Genomic DNA, 16962 nt, shown 5'->3' with positions numbered 1-16962 from the left:
TGAAGCACTTTTTTATTTACACTTCGGTAACCAATCTCCATGTGCTTCAATAAGCTCATCACATAATGAAACAATAACATCAATGGACAATTCAGCTGAAGTATGCGGGTCCAGCATAGCCGCATGATAAATATGTTCTTTCTTACCCGTTACTGCTGCTTCAATTGTGAGTAATTGCGTATTAATATTTGTTCTATTTAACGCCGCTAATTGCTCAGGTAGATTCCCGACATACGTTGGTGTCACACCACTTGCATCAATCAAACACGGAACTTCCACACAAGCACTCGTTGGCAAATTGCTAATTAAACCATCCGTGTTCAGCACGTTTCCACCTATTTTAATTGGTTGGTCTGTTTCCATTGCCTCTAAAATATACGACCCATATTCATGTGTACGTATATGCGATAAATTTTGATCATTAATTAAATCTACACGCATCTTTTTCCAATCTGCAATCTGACTAATACAACGCCTTGGGTATTCGTCTAGTGGAATATTAAAACGCTCGATTAGTTCCGGATACTGACGTTTAATAAAGTATGGGTGATATTCCGCATTATGCTCAGAAGACTCTGTTACATAATAACCAAAGCGATGCATCAATTCGTAGCGAACCATATCATGATGTTTAGTCTGTTGTTTCTCTAGCGCTCTTTTCTTAATTTCCGGATATAAATCTTGACCATTGCGATTAATTTCAAGCAGCCACGCTAAATGGTTCGTTCCTGCAATTTTCCACTGAATATTATCTGTCGGCATATCTAAATCTTTCAATAGATCACTTGCACATACTTGAACACTATGACATAATCCAACTGTCTTAATGTCAGTATATCTCAACATACAACCTGTTAAAGTAGCCATAGGATTCGTATAATTTAATAACCAGGCATCCGGACAAACTTCTTGCATATCTTCAGCAATATCCATCATTACAGGAATCGTTCTTAAACTACGAAAAATCCCACCAATCCCAATTGTATCAGCAATCGTTTGGCGCAGACCATACTTCTTAGGAATTTCAAAATCAATAATTGTACTTGGTTCATATCCACCAACTTGAATTGCATTTATCACATATTTCGCATCTCGTAATGCTTCTTCGCGGTCTGTATAAGCAACAATATTCACAGTTGATCCTAGATTTGTTTTTATATTATTAAGCATTTGTGCCGAGTCTTTTAGTCGTTCATGATCAATATCAAATAGCGCAAACTCAAAACCTTGTAAAGCAGCAACCCCCATGCAATCACCAAGTACATTTTTTGCAAAAACCGAACTTCCAGCACCTAAAAATATAATCTTTGACATAAAATAACCCCCTATTATTATCTTTGATTCTAAGATATAGAAGTAATTTTAGTTGAAAAATATTATTATTCATCCTAAAATAATATTTTCTATTCCATAGAATTGACTGCTACAATAATCATAGTCCGAGTTATATAGTTATACAATGGTAATAAAACAGAAAGAAGGGTAATATATTGCTATCAAAACTAGACTCTTTACAGTATGGTACATTTGGATTTCTTTTTAAAGGAGCCCATCAGCAACGTATCGTAGGAATTCACTCTTTAGGATGGGAGAAGCAGACTGATTCTTCCTATGACTGGAATGGTTTGACTCGAACTGAAACAGATATCATTGTCTTTCAATACACTTTAAAAGGTGCCGGTAAAATTAAAATCGAGGATCAGATCTTTCATTTGACAGCTGGACAAACTTTCTTCGTTAAAATCCCTAGTGATCATCAATACTATTTGCCTTCAGATAGCAGTGAATGGGAATTTATACATATATCTTTGTTTGGGCAAGAAGCTAATAGATGCTATGAAGATATAACAAATAACCTAGGGCATATATTAAAACTAAATCTACATTCTGCGCCAATATCAAGGATTATAGAGCTTTTAAGAATTGTTTCAGTTAATAAAATGAATGATGCATACGATGCCTCTTCATTTGCCTATTCATTTTTAATGGAATTATATCGTTATATATCGAATATAAAAACAAACGATGAGTGGCCAAAATCTATTTCCAGTGCAATCACTTTTATTAGTAATAACTTTCAAAACTCTATCAGTCTTGATGATATTGTAGACGCCTCTGGAATTTCTAAATACCATTTCACTCGCTTATTTCATAAATCAATTAATATTACGCCTATACAATATTTAACTACTATTAGAATTAATAAATCAATAGAATTATTAAAGAATGACAAACTATCAATTGAAGATATCGCATTAAATGTAGGATTTTCTAATGGTAACTATTTTGGAAAAGTATTTCGCGCTTCTCTTGGCATCTCCCCTGGGGAACATAGAAATACAAAGTCATTTATCACTGTAGATCATATTATTGGTGATTATTAACTTCTAAATTATTTGGTACACATAGGGAGTTGAAGTCAAAAAGCAACTGCATTCCAAAAGCACAAAAGCGCAAGCGCTAAAAGGTAAAAAAACAGAAGCGAATCGAGAGACTAGGCGCTGAAGTTTAGAAATGAAATCTCTACGTTACAACTCATCATCAGTACGAGATTTTATAATTTCCTAGACGATAAAAAAATCCCTTACACCATAATTGGTTGAAAGGGACTCACTTATTCTCATTCCTATCCCTCTTCAACAAACTCTGATTTTTTCAACATTCTTAATATATTCTTCTTATACTTCCCAACTACAGACTTATCATTTGGCTTTAAGCCAGAAAGTAAATGCTGACTAGCAAGAGTACTTCAGGATATTTTGATTTTTTCACAATAGGAAGAATGTACATCTTGAATTGCTTTCACACCTAAATAAGATCCTCCAACACCATTCATAAAAATCACTTCTGCAACTTTTCTTAATATCCCCGCTACCAATAAGACATTATCTAGTCGTTCATTAGTGAGATTTCTCCGACCTGAAAAATTAGCACCTGTAGAAGTACCTTTTTCAATACCAGTAGGGGATTCCATTTCAACATTCTTTATTTAAAAATCTTCTCACGATAAGTCAATAGTTAACCTTTCAACAACCGTCATGACTGCTGCTTTTAATGCTACTAAAAACTCATCACTTTCAACTTGCGTTTCGCCCTGAACTCCAAAATAGAACTTGATTTTCGGTTCTGTTCCAGATGGACGGATGGCGAACCATGCACCATTAGACAATATAAATTTAAGAGCATTCGCGATAGGTAAATTGAGCGGCCGCCGCTCCCCCGTTTCAACGATAACAAAATGTCCAGATGAATAATCTTCAATGATTGAAAGGGGTTTGGTAAACTCTTTTACAAATGATGTCGACCGGAAATAACTCACGATTTCATCAATTTTCGCCATTCCAGTCTTCCCTCTTAGCGTTATCGATTCCAAACTTTCTTGATAAAAGCCGTGCTCTTTATACAGTTCGCGTAGTCCATCCAATAATGTTTGGCCTTTTGCTTTATAACGAGCGGCCACTTCAGCAATTAAAACCGATGCTTGGACAGCGTCTTTATCCCGTACGAAATCGCCAATCAAGTAGCCATAGCTCTCCTCATAACCAAATAAGAAAGTTGACTCTGCAGTTTCTTCAAATTCCAAGATTTTTTCACTTATAAATTTAAACCCTGTAAGTACGTCCATCATTTTAACACCATACTTGTCTGCGATCGCCCTACCAAGTTCTGATGTGACAATTGTTTTTAATACAACACCATTTTTCGGCATTGTATCGCGGTCCGACTTATCTTCCAACAATGCATTTAATAGTAATGCGCCAATCTGATTACCTGTTAAAAAAACATATTCTCCTTCTAAATCCCGTACTGCAACTCCCATTCGGTCTGCATCCGGATCAGTAGCTATGAGTAGATCCGCTTTCACTTTATGGCCATATGTAAGTGCCATTTCGAAGGCTTGTGATTCCTCCGGATTTGGGTACTTAACGGTTGTAAAATTCGGATCTGGAATTGCCTGTTCACTAACTATGGTTACGTCCGAGAAGCCTGCTACTTCTAGTCCTCTACTAACTAATTTGCTACCTGCTCCGTGAAGTGGAGAATATACAATCGATAGACCTTTATCCGGCTCTCCGCCTAAAAGTATTCCATTCAAATGCAATACATACCGGTCGCTCATTTCATGATTCAAATAAGTAAGCAATCCCTCTTTTAAGAGAATAGCCTCTTCCGCGACCTCAACCGAAAATAGATTATTAATACTCTCCGTATGAGCAGTAATCGCATTTGCGGCTTCTAAAGTTACTTGTCCACCATCTTCTCCGTATACCTTCAGTCCATTGTATTCTGATGGATTATGGCTTGCGGTAATGACAATGCCCGAAAACGTATTCAATTCCCGCACTGCAAAGGATAACAATGGAGTAGATTGAAGTTCATCAAACAAATAACAACGAATGCCATTAAACCCAAGGACTTTGGTCACTTCAAGCCCAAATTCCGCAGATTGATGCCTCGGATCATAAGCAATTACGACGCCCCTATTTTCTGCAACCTCCCCGCAGCTTTTTATATATAAAGCAAGCCCAAGTGCCGCTTTCCTAACAGTGTAGATATTCATCCGATTCGTACCAAACCCCAGTTCTCCGCGCAAGCCAGCCGTGCCGAATGAGAGATTTTTATAAAAACAATCTTCCAGTAATTCTTTGTTATTTTTTTCACCCAGAAGTTGTTGCTTGAGTGTAACTTCTAGATTCTCTTGATTTAGCCACTTTGTTGCTTCAACTTGCCATGTCATATAAACGACCTCCCAAGTAATTATAAAAGCGAATGTACGATTCAGAATCTATGCATAGATATCCATTCTAGTTTAATTATATATTCAATTTGGGTCAAATACATCAACTAAAAGCAAAGATACAGCACCTATAAGTGTTGCATCATCCCCCAGTTTAGTCATGGTTACTTCAGTCTGCTTTGCCCGTGGTGTCAATGCACATTCTTCAATCGTTTTTAGTATGACTGGAAGTATAAGCTCCTTGGCTTTTGTTACTCCACCACCAAGAACAATTTTTTGTGGATTAATAATATGTATTAAATTTGTTAAACCTATCCCAATCACTCTCCCAGTTTCCTTAAGTATGTTTACAAAATCTTCATTACCACTCATAGCTAATTCATAGACATTCTCCGCAGTGATTGGATCAGGCGACATCCCCTTCATTGCTCGTCTAGCAATCGCTGGACCCGTTGTAAAAGTTTGCAAACATCCACGATTACCACATTCACAAATTTCTCCGTGTAAATCTATTGTCATATGTCCCACTTCACCAGCAATATCTTGTGCACCGTGGTATAGCTTTCCATCAATGACAAGCCCAGCACCAACACCACGACCAATATTCATAACCAACATACTCGTTAATTCTCCGTGATCTCCAAACCAGGATTCCCCCAACGCCATAGCTCGTGCATCATTTTCTACTTTAACTTCTAGTTCAAATTCTTTTTCCAGCTCTTCTTTGATAGGAATATTTGTCAGACTTAATATAGGAGCAAACAAAGATGTTCCTGTTTCTACATCCACAACTCCATGCATCGCTACACCTATACCAATAATTTTTTTACTAGTAGTAGAAATGTCTGTTATACAATCACGAATACAGTCTTTTAATATAATGAGAAATTGGACATTCGTTAGCGGCAAAGGCAACTTACTTGAAGTTCGCTTCAAAACTTTTCCAGATAAATCAGTTAGGATACACTCTATCATTTCCGGTCCAGCGTCAACTCCAACAACATAGAATCCCTGATTATTGATTAAAAGCATCGTTGGCTTTCGACCGCCTTGAGATTCACCAAGCTTGCTTTCTTTCACAATCCCTTGATCAATCAACTCTTTCACATTACTACTAACTGTTGGTGGCGTTAATTTTGTCTCTTTAGCAATTTGCGCCCTGGAGATGGGTGCGTCAGTCCGTATTTTATTTAATATAATTGATTTATTTACTGATTTCATCCACCGGAATGTGCCCTGCCGCATATTAATGCCCCCTATTATTATAGATTTGATAGACAAATAACATCCCTATTTTACTTCTAACATACTGATTTATACTACCAACCAAAGCGGTATATATATTCGCTTCTCATCTATGGTTGTAAGGCTAACCTTTATTAAAATTACACGAATCGCTCTTTAGCTTTAATACTATCACTTATCTCTTTAGTTGAGTAGACAGAGAGTTTCATTTACGTATGAAAGGTTCAAAACTACAAATAAAATATTCCTTTTAGGATAAATGTGATATTCATCGACACAATGCTAATATTAAGTGGCAGTCGAACAGGCAAGTTGATATTTATCGCATTCATTGGTATTATCAGTCTCTATGTATAAGAAAGGGGACAATTATGATACACCTAATTGCAATTGATATGGATGGAACAATATTAAGCCCTGACCACAGCATCAGTACTAGAAACAAACAAGCAATTTTAGCTGCGCAGTCAAATGGAATTGAGGTTGTAATCGCTACTGGAAGAGGTTTCTCAGAAGCCTATGGTCCTGTTAGGGATAGCGGATTGAATCTTTCATACATTTGTCTTAATGGCGCAGAAATTAGAGATGCGTTTGGGGAATTGATTTCCGCAACCCATATAGTCGAAAATGACATCACAAAAATCACATCTATTTTGGATACTCACACAATCGATTATCAATTATATATTGATATGCTCATTTATATTAATAGTATTGAAGATCAAATCGATACTTTCATTCAACTTGCTGAGGCAGCTAACCAGATCCCCGTCGTAGATAAAATTCGACAAGAAGTAATGGATAGAGTAGAACAAGGTTATATCCGCCAAGTTGATTCTTACAAAGAGCTGATAAACCAACGTGGAAGTGAAATTTATAAAGTATTTGGAACGTCCTTTAATAGACTGAATTTGGATAAAGCTAGAGAAGCTCTTCAGTTATTGCCTGGACTTGCTATCAGTTCATCTGGAGCGGGAAATCTCGAGATTACAAATATCAATGCGCAAAAAGGAATAGCAGTTGAAACATACGCCAAGAGTAAAGGGATTTCAATGGAAAATGTTATGGTAATTGGTGATAGCTATAATGATTTATCAATGATGGTACGTGCAGGACGCGCTGTAGCTATGGGTAATGCTCCAGCGGCAATTAAAGCTGCTTGCACTGAAATCACAACAACAAATGAACATGATGGTGTTGGATTAGCAATTGAAGCTATTCTGCAACGTCAACTTTAAATTAAGTAAGTCGTAAGGCACCGTTATATTTGAACGTAGCCTTAGTTCACGACATCCTTTCGCAATAAGGAGGGATGCCGTTCAATCGCTCCTTATTGCGAAAGCGTTGGAGGAATTGATGGAAAGGGCAATCTTGTCCATTGCCATCAATTCTTAGGCAACTCGAAGAAGCCGACAGATGGACATAGACACTGTTCCATATCGAAAAACTTATAGTTCCTTTATCTATCAAAATCCCCCTCTTCGATTGTCTATCTAATTATAGAGGAGTTTCTTTGTTGTTTTTTATCGATACAAAGCAATCATCTATTTTTTAACTCAAAATGCATTGCTCAATTTCACAGGTGATCCTTTTATTGCCGATTCTAACGCAGCCGTGGTTACTTTATGCGTCTTATAAGCATCTCCGTAGTCTGACAAAATTCTAGATGGGTCAGCTGTGCGTACGGCATTGATAAATACTTCATTTTCTGTTTGATAAGGATTAACCGTGTCGATATAGTCTGCTGTAGACCCTTTCATCTTAATCTCTAAACGTTTGGGTGACCAATCTACCATTCCTTGATTTGTAAATAAGGTGATTCCCGATTTCCCAACGCTTTCTGGGAGTATACAAGTATTCGATATATTAGCTACAATCCCATTACGTAGTTTCATGATTACCGTTCCTACGTCCGCAACTGTGACAGATTCGTCTTGCGTAGAAAGAATCTGGCTACCAAATACCGCATAAACTTCTTCGACTTCCCCACAAATATAGCGAAGTAAATCGACAATATGCGTTGTCTGTTCGATAAATTGTCCCCCGGAACTAGCTTGATTTCGCCACCACGGCACTTTTGGCATATTCCCCATATACTGCCCAAGGACAATACCGATATTCTGGTCATTTAGTATACTTTTTAAATGCGCAATCGAATCACTATAGCGATAATGATAGCCTACTGATGTAAGCAAAGACTTTTTTTGATCTCCGTAAATATAGTTAAAGGTGTTTCATTGTCTTGACTCAATGGTTTCTCCACAAAAAAAGGAATTCCTCGCTTAATTAATTACAGTTCTATCTCTCCATGCGCCATTGGCGGGACACAAATATAGACTGTATCCAAGTGAATGGCGTCCAGCATCCCTTCCAAATTGTTATACCCTCTCGCATGCGTAAACTTTGATGCCATTGACTCCGCTTTTCTAAACTTGTCCCATATATAGCCGTTATTTTGACACCTGCTAAACCCGATAAAATCTTTGCATGGAATATGCTGAAGTAACCTGTTCCAATAATCCCTACTCTCATAATCAATATGACTCTCCCATTAACTTCATTTTATTTCTTCTATAGTAATCACTGGCTTGGCAGAAATCGAATTAATGATTTTCATGCTTCAAAAGTTCGAGTGATTAAATATTCATCTTTATCCGCAATTATAACATATCACTAAATATATTGAATAGTCTTTCAAAGTATAGTACACTATACTTAATTAAATTAATTTATTAACTTTGGGAGGTAACAACCTTTGACTAACCCAGATCTGCCTAATAAATTCCGATCAATCTTCGACACTCCCGAAACACCACGCACGTTTTTTGCACCAGGACGAATTAATCTAATTGGTGAACATACGGATTATAATGGAGGCCATGTATTCCCCGCCGCAATTTCATTTGGAACGTACGCACTTGCTGAAAAACGCAATGATCAAAAGTTACGTTTTTACTCGTTGAACTTCCCCTCTATTGGGACCATTGAATGTGATCTTGCCGATTTAGACTATAATGAAGCACATGATTGGGCGAACTTCCCCAAAGGTATGATTCATTATATGAAGGAAAGCGGACTCCAAATAACGACTGGAATGGATATCTTATTTTATGGTGACATTCCTACCGGCGCCGGGCTCTCCTCTTCTGCTTCTATTGAAATGGTCATTGGTGTCCTTTTGGAAGGACTATTTGATTTAAAAATTGATCGTGTAAAGATGATTCAACTTGGGCAAAAAGTAGAAAATGATTATATCGGCGTCAACAGTGGAATTATGGATCAGTTTGCAATTGGTAAAGGTAAAAAAGGGCATGCCATCCTATTAAACTGCCAAACTTTAGCCTACAACTATGCCCCTATCGAGCTTGCTGACCATGTGATTATCATCATTAATACCAATAAAAAACGTACACTTGCTGGTTCAAAATATAATGAACGTCGCGTGCAATGTGAACAGGCTTTGACGAACTTGCAAACAGATCTTCAAATTAAGGGGCTTGGTGACTTGACGAAAGAACAATTTGAACAACACAAACACCTTATTACTGATGAAACAAACCAAAAACGTGCAAAACATGCTGTCTATGAAAATCTACGGACTGTTGAGGCTCTTCAGCAATTACAACAAGGCAATTTAGGGGCATTTGGGCAATTAATGAATGAGTCACATAAATCTCTTCAACTGGATTATGAAGTAACAGGCATCGAACTAGATACGATTATCCAAGCAGCATGGGATCAACCTGGCGTTGTGGGCGCCCGCATGACAGGCGCAGGTTTTGGTGGTTGTGCAATTGCAATTGTTGAAATAGACAAAGTTGATAGCTTCAAGAACAATGTAAATAAAATATATAGAGGAAAAATTGGTTATGAGGCATCATTTTACACCGCTGCAATTGGTGACGGAGCAAGAGAACTTACTGAGGGAGTGTACTAAATGAGTGTATTAGTTCTAGGTGGAGCTGGATATATCGGTTCACATGCGGTTTATCAGTTAATTGATCAACAGACGGACGTCGTAGTGATTGATAATCTACAAACTGGGCACAGAGAAGCTATCCATCCTGATGCGACATTTTACGAAGGTGATAGTCGAGACATCGAGTTTATGCGTAACGTATTTACTAATGAACCTATTGATGCAGTTGTCCATTTTGCTGCGAATTCCCTTGTCGGTGAATCCATGGCAAATCCATTGGAGTATTATGATAATAATGTCTATGGCACACAAATATTACTGCAAGTGATGACAGAGTTTAATGTCAAAAAAATTGTCTTTTCATCAACAGCAGCCACTTACGGGGAGCCAGAATCTGTCCCAATCACAGAAGAGATGCCAACCAATCCGACAAGTACTTATGGCGAAACAAAACTGACGATGGAAAAAATGATGAAATGGTGCGAACAAGCCTATGGCATTCGCTATGTTGCATTACGCTACTTCAATGTGGCAGGTGCACGGGAATCTGGAGAAATCGGCGAGGATCATCATCCTGAAACACATCTCGTACCAATCATTCTCCAAGCAGCACTCGAACAACGTTCAAATATCACTATTTTCGGAGAAGATTATGATACACCCGATGGCACATGTATCCGTGATTATGTCCACGTAGAAGACCTTATTCAAGCGCATCTTCTAGCACTTAATTATTTAAAAAATGATGGAGAAAGCGATATTTTCAATCTTGGCAGTAATCAAGGATTTTCAGTCAAAGAAATGATTGATACAGCACGAGCAGTTACAGGTAAAGAAATCCCTGAGAATTCAGGTAAACGTCGTGCGGGGGATCCTAGTATCCTAATCGCAAGCTCTCATAAAGCTGCCACTCTTTTAGGTTGGCAGCCAACGCGAACTTCAATTGAAAAAATCATTCAAGATGCTTGGAACTGGCATGTCAACAACCCAAATGGTTACCAGAAGGACGTGACAGCTAAATGATTTACTCAGATATTAGAGGACTCCTTCAAAAAGGTATCGAAGTGGGACTAATCGATACCGCTGATCAGAATTATGTGACGAATCAAGTACTTGCACTGCTCCATCTCGAATCTATGCCTGCAACAACTGAAGGCACAACAGATGATTCAATTCCAAATCTGCTCGACAAAATTATTGCCTATGCTACCGAAAATAATGTCATTGACAATGTTTTTGATGACAAAGAAATACTTTCAGCCACAATCATGAATTGCTTTGTGGAAAGGCCATCTGTTATCAATGCAATTTTCCAGAAAAAATATAGTAACTCCCCAAAAAACGCAACAGATTATTTTTATGAATTAAGTAAAAACAGCAATTATATTCAGATGAACCGCATTAAGAAAAACATCCATTTTAAAGCTACAACAATCTATGGTGAAATGGATATTACCATTAACATGTCAAAACCCGAGAAAGACCCTGAACAAATCAAGAGAGAAAGCGAATTGAAACATGATGTTGATTATCCAAAATGTCTGTTATGTATCGAAAACGAAGGATACGCTGGCCGGACAGGTTATCCAGCTAGGGCAAATCATCGTATCATTCAAGTACCACTTGTAAATGAAAATTGGTATCTGCAATATTCACCCTATGTTTATTATAATGAACATAGTATTTTACTTGCTGAAGAACATCGTGATATGAAAATTGGTAAGGATACTTTTAAACGGTTACTTACTTTTATAGAGAAATTCCCACATTATTTTATTGGCTCAAATGCCGATTTACCTATTGTCGGTGGCTCTATTTTGAATCATGATCATTATCAAGCAGGAAGTTATGATTTTCCAATGACAACTGCAACAACTGCACTTTCGTTTACGCTAGAAAACTTTCCAAACATAACTGCATCTGTCCTGGAATGGCCGTTAACAACCATTCGCTTGCAGAGCGATGAGATTGAGCCATTGATTCAAGCAGCTGACCATGTCCTTACCACATGGAAAAGTTATAGTGATGAGGAAGCGGATATCAGAGCCTTTAGTAATGAAACTCCACATAATACAATTACACCGATTGCCCGAATGCGTGCTAACAAGTTTGAACTCGATCTCGTCTTACGCAACAATCGAACAACTGAAGAACATCCACTAGGGATTTTCCATCCCCATGCAGATGTCCATCATATAAAAAAAGAAAATATTGGGCTTATTGAAGTAATGGGTCTGGCAGTTTTACCGGCTCGTCTTAAAGATGAATTAGCTGAAATCAAGAAGTTTTTACTCGATCAAACAACTTCTGTAGCCCCCTATCATCAACAATGGGCAGAGCAAATGAAAGCTAACTATGGAGAATTATCAAACCTAGAGCAAATTGAGTCCATTTTAGAAAAAGAACTTGGGATTAAATTCGCCAAAGTGCTTGGAGATGCAGGCGTTTTTAAAGTACAAAGTGAGTGTGAACGATTCATCAAAACATTAAATAGGTAGGTGGCTAGCCAGATGAAAATAGAGACCCAAGATATACTGAATAAGTGGAAGTTGTATACATTAACAAATGATAACGGTATGACAGTAAGTTTTTTGAACTTCGGTGGTATCATCACTGACATAAGCGTTCCAAACAGGCATAATCAACTAGAAAATGTGGTCCTTGGCTATACAAATTATACCGATTATGAAGAAAACCCAAATTTTTTTGGTGCGATAATCGGCCGCGTTGCCGGAAGAATTCAAGATGCTTCATTTACTATCCAAGATCAATCATATTCATTGGCAGCAAATGAAGGTGGCCATCATTTACATGGAGCAGACGAAGGATTTCATCAAGTAATCTGGCAGTCTAGTCCCTTTCAGTCAGATGATACAGTTGGCGTGAAATTAAACCATAAAAGTTTAGATGGTGAAGGTGGATATCCTGGTACTATTGAAGTTGCTGTTACCTATACATTGACTAATAATAACGAGCTCATCCTTGATTATTCAGGAACATCCGATAAAACGACTGTGCTTACTATGACAAATCATTCCTATTTTAACTTAAGTGGAAATCTAGCCGCCACGATCCACAACCATCATGTTACAATGGAGAGTGATGACTTTGTTGAACTTGATACGGAACTAATTCCAACAGGTAAAAAAATCAATGTAGTGAATACGCCATTTGATTTCAGAACTGGAAGAAAACTTGTTGACGGCATTAACTCCATATCAACACAAAATAGGGTTGCTAATCATGGATATGATCATTACTTTATTCTCAATCAAACTCAACAACAAAACATCCGTGTAAAAGAAGAAACGAGTGGCCGCCTGATGACGATTAAGACCAACCAACCAGGCGTGGTTATGTACACATCGAATACTCTCGATGAAGGACTTAATCTAGCAGAAGGTAATTCAAAACCTTATTTAGGTGTCTGTTTTGAAACACAAGCCTCCCCTGCCTCATTGCATCACAAGGGCTTTCCTTCCGTTATCTTAGAGGCCCATGAATTATATGACAAACAAACAGTGTTTTCATTTGGCATTGAGGGCTAGATCCGCCTTATAGGGCAAGAACTACTTATTATCAACTATATATTGTACAAATGAACATCTATATAAACTGAGCGAAGCTGCTCGTCTTAGAGCGTGAGGCATCCCCGAGCGCAGTAGCGATTTTAATGAAATTCTTTACATCAACATATATAACTAAAAGGGGCTATTACTATGAAGTTTGGAATTATCGGAACGAATTGGATTACAGATCGATTACTGACAGCAGCTAAAGAACATCCCGAATTTAGTGTCGGTGCAGTCTATTCAAGGACTGAGGAGACAGGGAGAGCATTTGCAGAGAAACATAATATCGAACATGTGTATACAGATATGATAGAAATGTTTCAAAGCGGTGATATTGAAGCCGTTTATATTGCATCACCCAATGCGTTTCATGCAGAACAAAGTATTTTAGCTATGAATAATGGCCTTCACGTTCTTTGCGAAAAACCCGCTGTCACTTCCTTAATTGAAATGGATCAAGTAATTAAAGCATCTAATGACCATCAAACAACCTATATGGAAGCAATGAAATCAACAGTTACACCTACATTTCTCAACTTAAAAGAGAACCTAGCTAAGATTGGTCCACTCCGACGATTCGTATTTCATTATAACCAGTATTCTTCGCGTTACGATAAATATAAGGATGGCATTATTGAAAATGCTTTTAAACCCGAACTGGGGAATGGCGCTAAAACAGACTTAGGGGTTTACTGTATCGCGCCTATTGTGCATCTAGTCGGCGAACCTAAATCTGTACTTAAAAATACTTATTTACTATCCACTGGTGCAGATGGTCAAGGAAGTATGATCTTAAATTACGATGAATTTGAAGCTGTTATTATGTACTCGAAAATTTCAGATTCCCATTCACCAAATGAAATACAGGGCGAGAATGGCGTCATCGAAATCGATAAAATCAGTGATCCGGAAAAAATTATTATTAAATACAAAGACGGTCAAACTGAGGATATTTCTATTAAACATGAATTTAATACTATGTACTATGAAGTTGAAGAGTTTATAAAATGCGTGAAAAATAATCAAATAGAATCTACAATTAATACGCATGAAATTTCTCGCAGTGTGACAAAAGTTCTTACTTTATAAAAAAAGGTTGTGCAGTATGAATTCAACATTCATACTGCACAACCTTTTTTATTACTTGTTACGGCTTTCCCCGTTTCTACAGGCTTATAAGTTGCATTGACAATTTCACGAATTATAAGTCCCTGTTCTAGTGTACTATTGATTAATGTGTTGTATTTCATCTGATATATTTACAGAGGGTAAATTTTAGCTCCACCTTTATTGGCCATCAAAGCAACTTGCATCGTATCATGTTTCTCAACATTTGCGGCAAAAGCAGCCTCCACTGTTAAAGGTGCACCATTTGTAAACGTTACCCTACCAACAGCATGTCCGCCACTGTATAGTTTTCATATTTCCACTTTCCAAGCAGTCCAACATCCTTTTGGTGACCAACCTGTTGATGCGTTATTCCTAACACAACGTTAGGTTCACGATAGCCCATCCGATAGAGGGAAGCATCTAGCATTTTTACGCCAATATCGATCAACGGACCTCCACCTTGCAATTCCTTATTTGTGAATAATCCCTCCCCCACAAAATAGGTGGGTATTTATTTGACGCTTACGCATGTAAAAACTGATTGTCAACAGGCAGTGGCTCTGGTCTCTCGCAAGTGCTTTGCATCTGATAAAATAAACCTTTTTCAGAAGAATCATGAAAACCATGCATTGCTTCAAGCACATGGTAAGCAAGTTCCCCATTCGCTCGATATGGAGCACCACTTAAAATTGCCTTTGCCATGTCGGCAACACCGATTCCACGACTATTTCCATCGTGAGTATGGGTTAGTTCGATATCAACAAATTCTTTTTCATCTCGCTTTCGAAGTCGAACAGGGCCACCAAACGTATTGGGATCAGGAACAAGTATAGTGCCTTCACTTCCATATATCTCGATTGGCGGAAGAGTTGTACCACCGAATGCATCGAAACTAGTAGTGATCGTTCCGATTGCACCAGAAACAAAATCAAGTGTTCCTGCAATATGTATCGGGGTCTCTACAGTAACCTTTGTACCTGCTTTTGGTTCGCTTAAAATCGTTCGTTCTGGATAACTAATACCAACTGAACCAGAAAGTCGCTTAATTGGCCCCAATAAAGCAATGAGTGCTGTTAAATAATAGGGACCCATATCAAACATCGGCCCGCCGCCTTCCTTATAATAAAAGATCGGATCTGGATGCCAATGTTCATGGCCGCGTCCAATCATAAAGGCTGAAACACCAATTGGAACCCCGATTTCCCCTTTTTCAATTAAATCGATAGCTGTTTGAACACCTGCACCTAAAAATGTATCTGGAGCACTTCCTACAAACAACCCGTTTTCTTTTGCAACTGCCAAGATCTCTTTACCTTCCTCACGTGTGACTGCTAAAGGTTTTTCACCATAGACATGCTTGCCATTTTTAAGCGCCTCAACCGCGACTTCAGCGTGTGCCTTAGGAATCGTTAAATTGATAACTAAATCTACATTGGGATTTTCTAATAGTTCTTTCACTGTTGACGCTTCTGGAATCAGAAATTTCTCCGCCTGAGCACGTGCCCGATCTAAATCTAAATCTGCACATGCTACAAGTTCAAGATTTTCAAAGGTCGGGATATTCTCCATATAAATTGAACTAATTGTTCCACAACCGATAATACCTACTCTTACTTTCCCCATTTTCTTCCCCCGTTTTTCATTGATTGTCTCCCATACCAGTATATAGACTGTCATTGCCTGTACTGGCAACTTCCCCAATTAATTCTTTTCCTTCTGCTGACCATAAAAATCCATTCCGCATTATCTTTGATACTTCTGGCATCGCCACAATGCTAGCTGAATGATCTATTGAATTATAAAACACTCTACCTAGCCCCCAACGTTTTGTCCAAATAACAGGCATATCCACTGCCTTATTTGAAGAATGTGGCCCTTCGGCGATTGGAAAACTGGTTGTTGCAAGTACTTCAACAGCAGGGTCAACATGCAAATAATATTGTTCACTCACAACCTCAAAATCTTCAATCCCCTCTAAAATATTACTCGAAGAATGCTTAATATTAACCGTATATTCAATGCCATCATTTCCTGGATGCGCCACCCAATTGCCGCCAGTCATAAACTGCCAGTCTACATTTTCCGGAAGGAGTCGCACATTCCACCGTGGCAACCGGCCAGACCAACACCACTCATCACGGCTTCAGAAATATTATTCACATATTCCTGTTCAATCTCCCCCATTGTCCAATGAGGTACGATTAAATCTAACCCTTTCAATTTTTCTATGTCTCCATAGGTATCAAGCGTGTCAGACATTTCCACGTCAAAATTTTTTTCAAGGATTCCTTTGAAAATATCAGCCACTTCTTTTGGTTCATGACCATCCCAACCACCATAGACAATGAGCGCCTTTTTCTTCATATCATTAGTGCTCC

The 16962-nt window shown here is 38.0% G+C and carries 14 protein-coding genes and 1 pseudogene; 7 read left to right on the top strand and 8 right to left on the bottom strand.

Features of this window, described 5'->3' with window-relative positions:
• Positions 1-12: 12 nt before the first annotated feature.
• Positions 13-1314 (bottom strand): alpha-glucosidase/alpha-galactosidase, encoded by a 1302-nt coding sequence (gene melA, locus AZE41_RS09970; RefSeq protein ID WP_067208735.1) that lies wholly within the window; start codon positions 1312-1314, stop codon positions 13-15.
• 176 nt (positions 1315-1490) lie between these two features.
• Here melA and AZE41_RS09965 point away from each other — a divergent pair, with 176 nt between their 5' ends.
• Complete coding sequence (locus AZE41_RS09965) at positions 1491-2384, top strand: AraC family transcriptional regulator (protein ID WP_067208732.1); 894 nt, start codon at positions 1491-1493, stop codon at positions 2382-2384.
• A gap of 365 nt (positions 2385-2749) precedes the next feature.
• On the opposite strand, the gene AZE41_RS09960 is transcribed toward AZE41_RS09965, so the two are convergent.
• From AZE41_RS09960 to AZE41_RS09950, 3 genes are all read right to left on the bottom strand, one after another.
• Positions 2750-2974 carry a hypothetical protein gene (locus AZE41_RS09960; protein WP_067208729.1) on the bottom strand — a complete coding sequence of 75 codons (225 nt, stop codon included), beginning with the start codon at positions 2972-2974 and terminating at the stop codon, positions 2750-2752.
• A gap of 27 nt (positions 2975-3001) precedes the next feature.
• Positions 3002-4738: a phospho-sugar mutase gene (locus AZE41_RS09955; protein ID WP_067208726.1), complete on the bottom strand. Its 1737-nt coding sequence runs from the start codon at positions 4736-4738 to the stop codon at positions 3002-3004.
• 84 nt (positions 4739-4822) lie between these two features.
• Positions 4823-5983, bottom strand: coding sequence for an ROK family transcriptional regulator (locus AZE41_RS09950; protein WP_067208724.1), 1161 nt, complete (start codon positions 5981-5983; stop codon positions 4823-4825).
• 371 nt (positions 5984-6354) lie between these two features.
• On the opposite strand from AZE41_RS09950, the gene AZE41_RS09945 reads away from it, so the two are divergent.
• The gene (locus tag AZE41_RS09945) at positions 6355-7221 is read left to right on the top strand and encodes a Cof-type HAD-IIB family hydrolase (RefSeq protein ID WP_067208721.1); all 867 of its coding nucleotides are present in this window, start codon (positions 6355-6357) and stop codon (positions 7219-7221) included.
• A gap of 318 nt (positions 7222-7539) precedes the next feature.
• Here the strand turns inward: AZE41_RS09945 and AZE41_RS09940 are convergent, their stop codons facing one another.
• The gene (locus AZE41_RS09940; protein ID WP_335339520.1) at positions 7540-8178 is read right to left on the bottom strand and encodes a Gfo/Idh/MocA family protein; all 639 of its coding nucleotides are present in this window, start codon (positions 8176-8178) and stop codon (positions 7540-7542) included.
• A 560-nt stretch (positions 8179-8738) separates the two neighbouring features.
• Between AZE41_RS09940 and AZE41_RS09935 the strand changes: the two genes are divergently transcribed.
• The 5 genes from AZE41_RS09935 to AZE41_RS09915 all read left to right on the top strand — a co-directional run bounded on the left by AZE41_RS09935 (position 8739) and on the right by AZE41_RS09915 (position 14563).
• Positions 8739-9920 (top strand): galactokinase, encoded by a 1182-nt coding sequence (locus AZE41_RS09935; protein ID WP_067208719.1) that lies wholly within the window; start codon positions 8739-8741, stop codon positions 9918-9920.
• Positions 9921-10925, top strand: coding sequence for a UDP-glucose 4-epimerase GalE (gene galE / locus AZE41_RS09930; protein ID WP_067208716.1), 1005 nt, complete (start codon positions 9921-9923; stop codon positions 10923-10925).
• Positions 10922-12400 carry a UDP-glucose--hexose-1-phosphate uridylyltransferase gene (gene galT, locus AZE41_RS09925; protein ID WP_067208713.1) on the top strand — a complete coding sequence of 493 codons (1479 nt, stop codon included), beginning with the start codon at positions 10922-10924 and terminating at the stop codon, positions 12398-12400. The genes galE and galT overlap by 4 nt, the downstream gene beginning before the upstream one ends.
• A 12-nt stretch (positions 12401-12412) precedes the next feature.
• On the top strand, positions 12413-13450 hold the full coding sequence (locus AZE41_RS09920; protein ID WP_067208711.1) for an aldose epimerase family protein: 1038 nt from the start codon (positions 12413-12415) through the stop codon (positions 13448-13450).
• Between the two features lie 171 nt (positions 13451-13621).
• Complete coding sequence (locus tag AZE41_RS09915) at positions 13622-14563, top strand: Gfo/Idh/MocA family protein (RefSeq protein WP_067208708.1); 942 nt, start codon at positions 13622-13624, stop codon at positions 14561-14563.
• A gap of 292 nt (positions 14564-14855) precedes the next feature.
• Here the strand turns inward: AZE41_RS09915 and AZE41_RS22655 are convergent, their stop codons facing one another.
• From AZE41_RS22655 to AZE41_RS09905, 3 genes and pseudogenes are all read right to left on the bottom strand, one after another.
• Positions 14856-15032: a hypothetical protein gene (locus AZE41_RS22655; protein WP_156476009.1), complete on the bottom strand. Its 177-nt coding sequence runs from the start codon at positions 15030-15032 to the stop codon at positions 14856-14858.
• Between the two features lie 74 nt (positions 15033-15106).
• On the bottom strand, positions 15107-16207 hold the full coding sequence (locus AZE41_RS09910; protein ID WP_067208705.1) for a Gfo/Idh/MocA family protein: 1101 nt from the start codon (positions 16205-16207) through the stop codon (positions 15107-15109).
• A gap of 16 nt (positions 16208-16223) precedes the next feature.
• A pseudogene (locus AZE41_RS09905) lies at positions 16224-16948 on the bottom strand (ThuA domain-containing protein).
• Positions 16949-16962: the final 14 nt, after the last annotated feature.

The sequence above is a fragment of the Sporosarcina psychrophila genome (genome assembly GCF_001590685.1).
GTDB lineage: Bacteria > Bacillota > Bacilli > Bacillales_A > Planococcaceae > Sporosarcina > Sporosarcina psychrophila.
This window is presented reverse-complemented; position numbering and strand designations above follow the sequence as displayed.

Coding starts and splice junctions, on each gene's coding strand:
- AZE41_RS09945 (WP_067208721.1), top strand. CDS start 6,355: ATGATACACCTAATTGCAATTGATATGGATGGAACAATATTAAGCCCT.
- melA (WP_067208735.1), bottom strand. CDS start 1,314: ATGTCAAAGATTATATTTTTAGGTGCTGGAAGTTCGGTTTTTGCAAAA.
- galE (WP_067208716.1), top strand. CDS start 9,921: ATGAGTGTATTAGTTCTAGGTGGAGCTGGATATATCGGTTCACATGCG.
- AZE41_RS09950 (WP_067208724.1), bottom strand. CDS start 5,983: ATGCGGCAGGGCACATTCCGGTGGATGAAATCAGTAAATAAATCAATT.
- AZE41_RS09955 (WP_067208726.1), bottom strand. CDS start 4,738: ATGACATGGCAAGTTGAAGCAACAAAGTGGCTAAATCAAGAGAATCTA.
- AZE41_RS09960 (WP_067208729.1), bottom strand. CDS start 2,974: ATGGAATCCCCTACTGGTATTGAAAAAGGTACTTCTACAGGTGCTAAT.
- AZE41_RS09910 (WP_067208705.1), bottom strand. CDS start 16,207: ATGGGGAAAGTAAGAGTAGGTATTATCGGTTGTGGAACAATTAGTTCA.
- galT (WP_067208713.1), top strand. CDS start 10,922: ATGATTTACTCAGATATTAGAGGACTCCTTCAAAAAGGTATCGAAGTG.
- AZE41_RS09915 (WP_067208708.1), top strand. CDS start 13,622: ATGAAGTTTGGAATTATCGGAACGAATTGGATTACAGATCGATTACTG.
- AZE41_RS09920 (WP_067208711.1), top strand. CDS start 12,413: ATGAAAATAGAGACCCAAGATATACTGAATAAGTGGAAGTTGTATACA.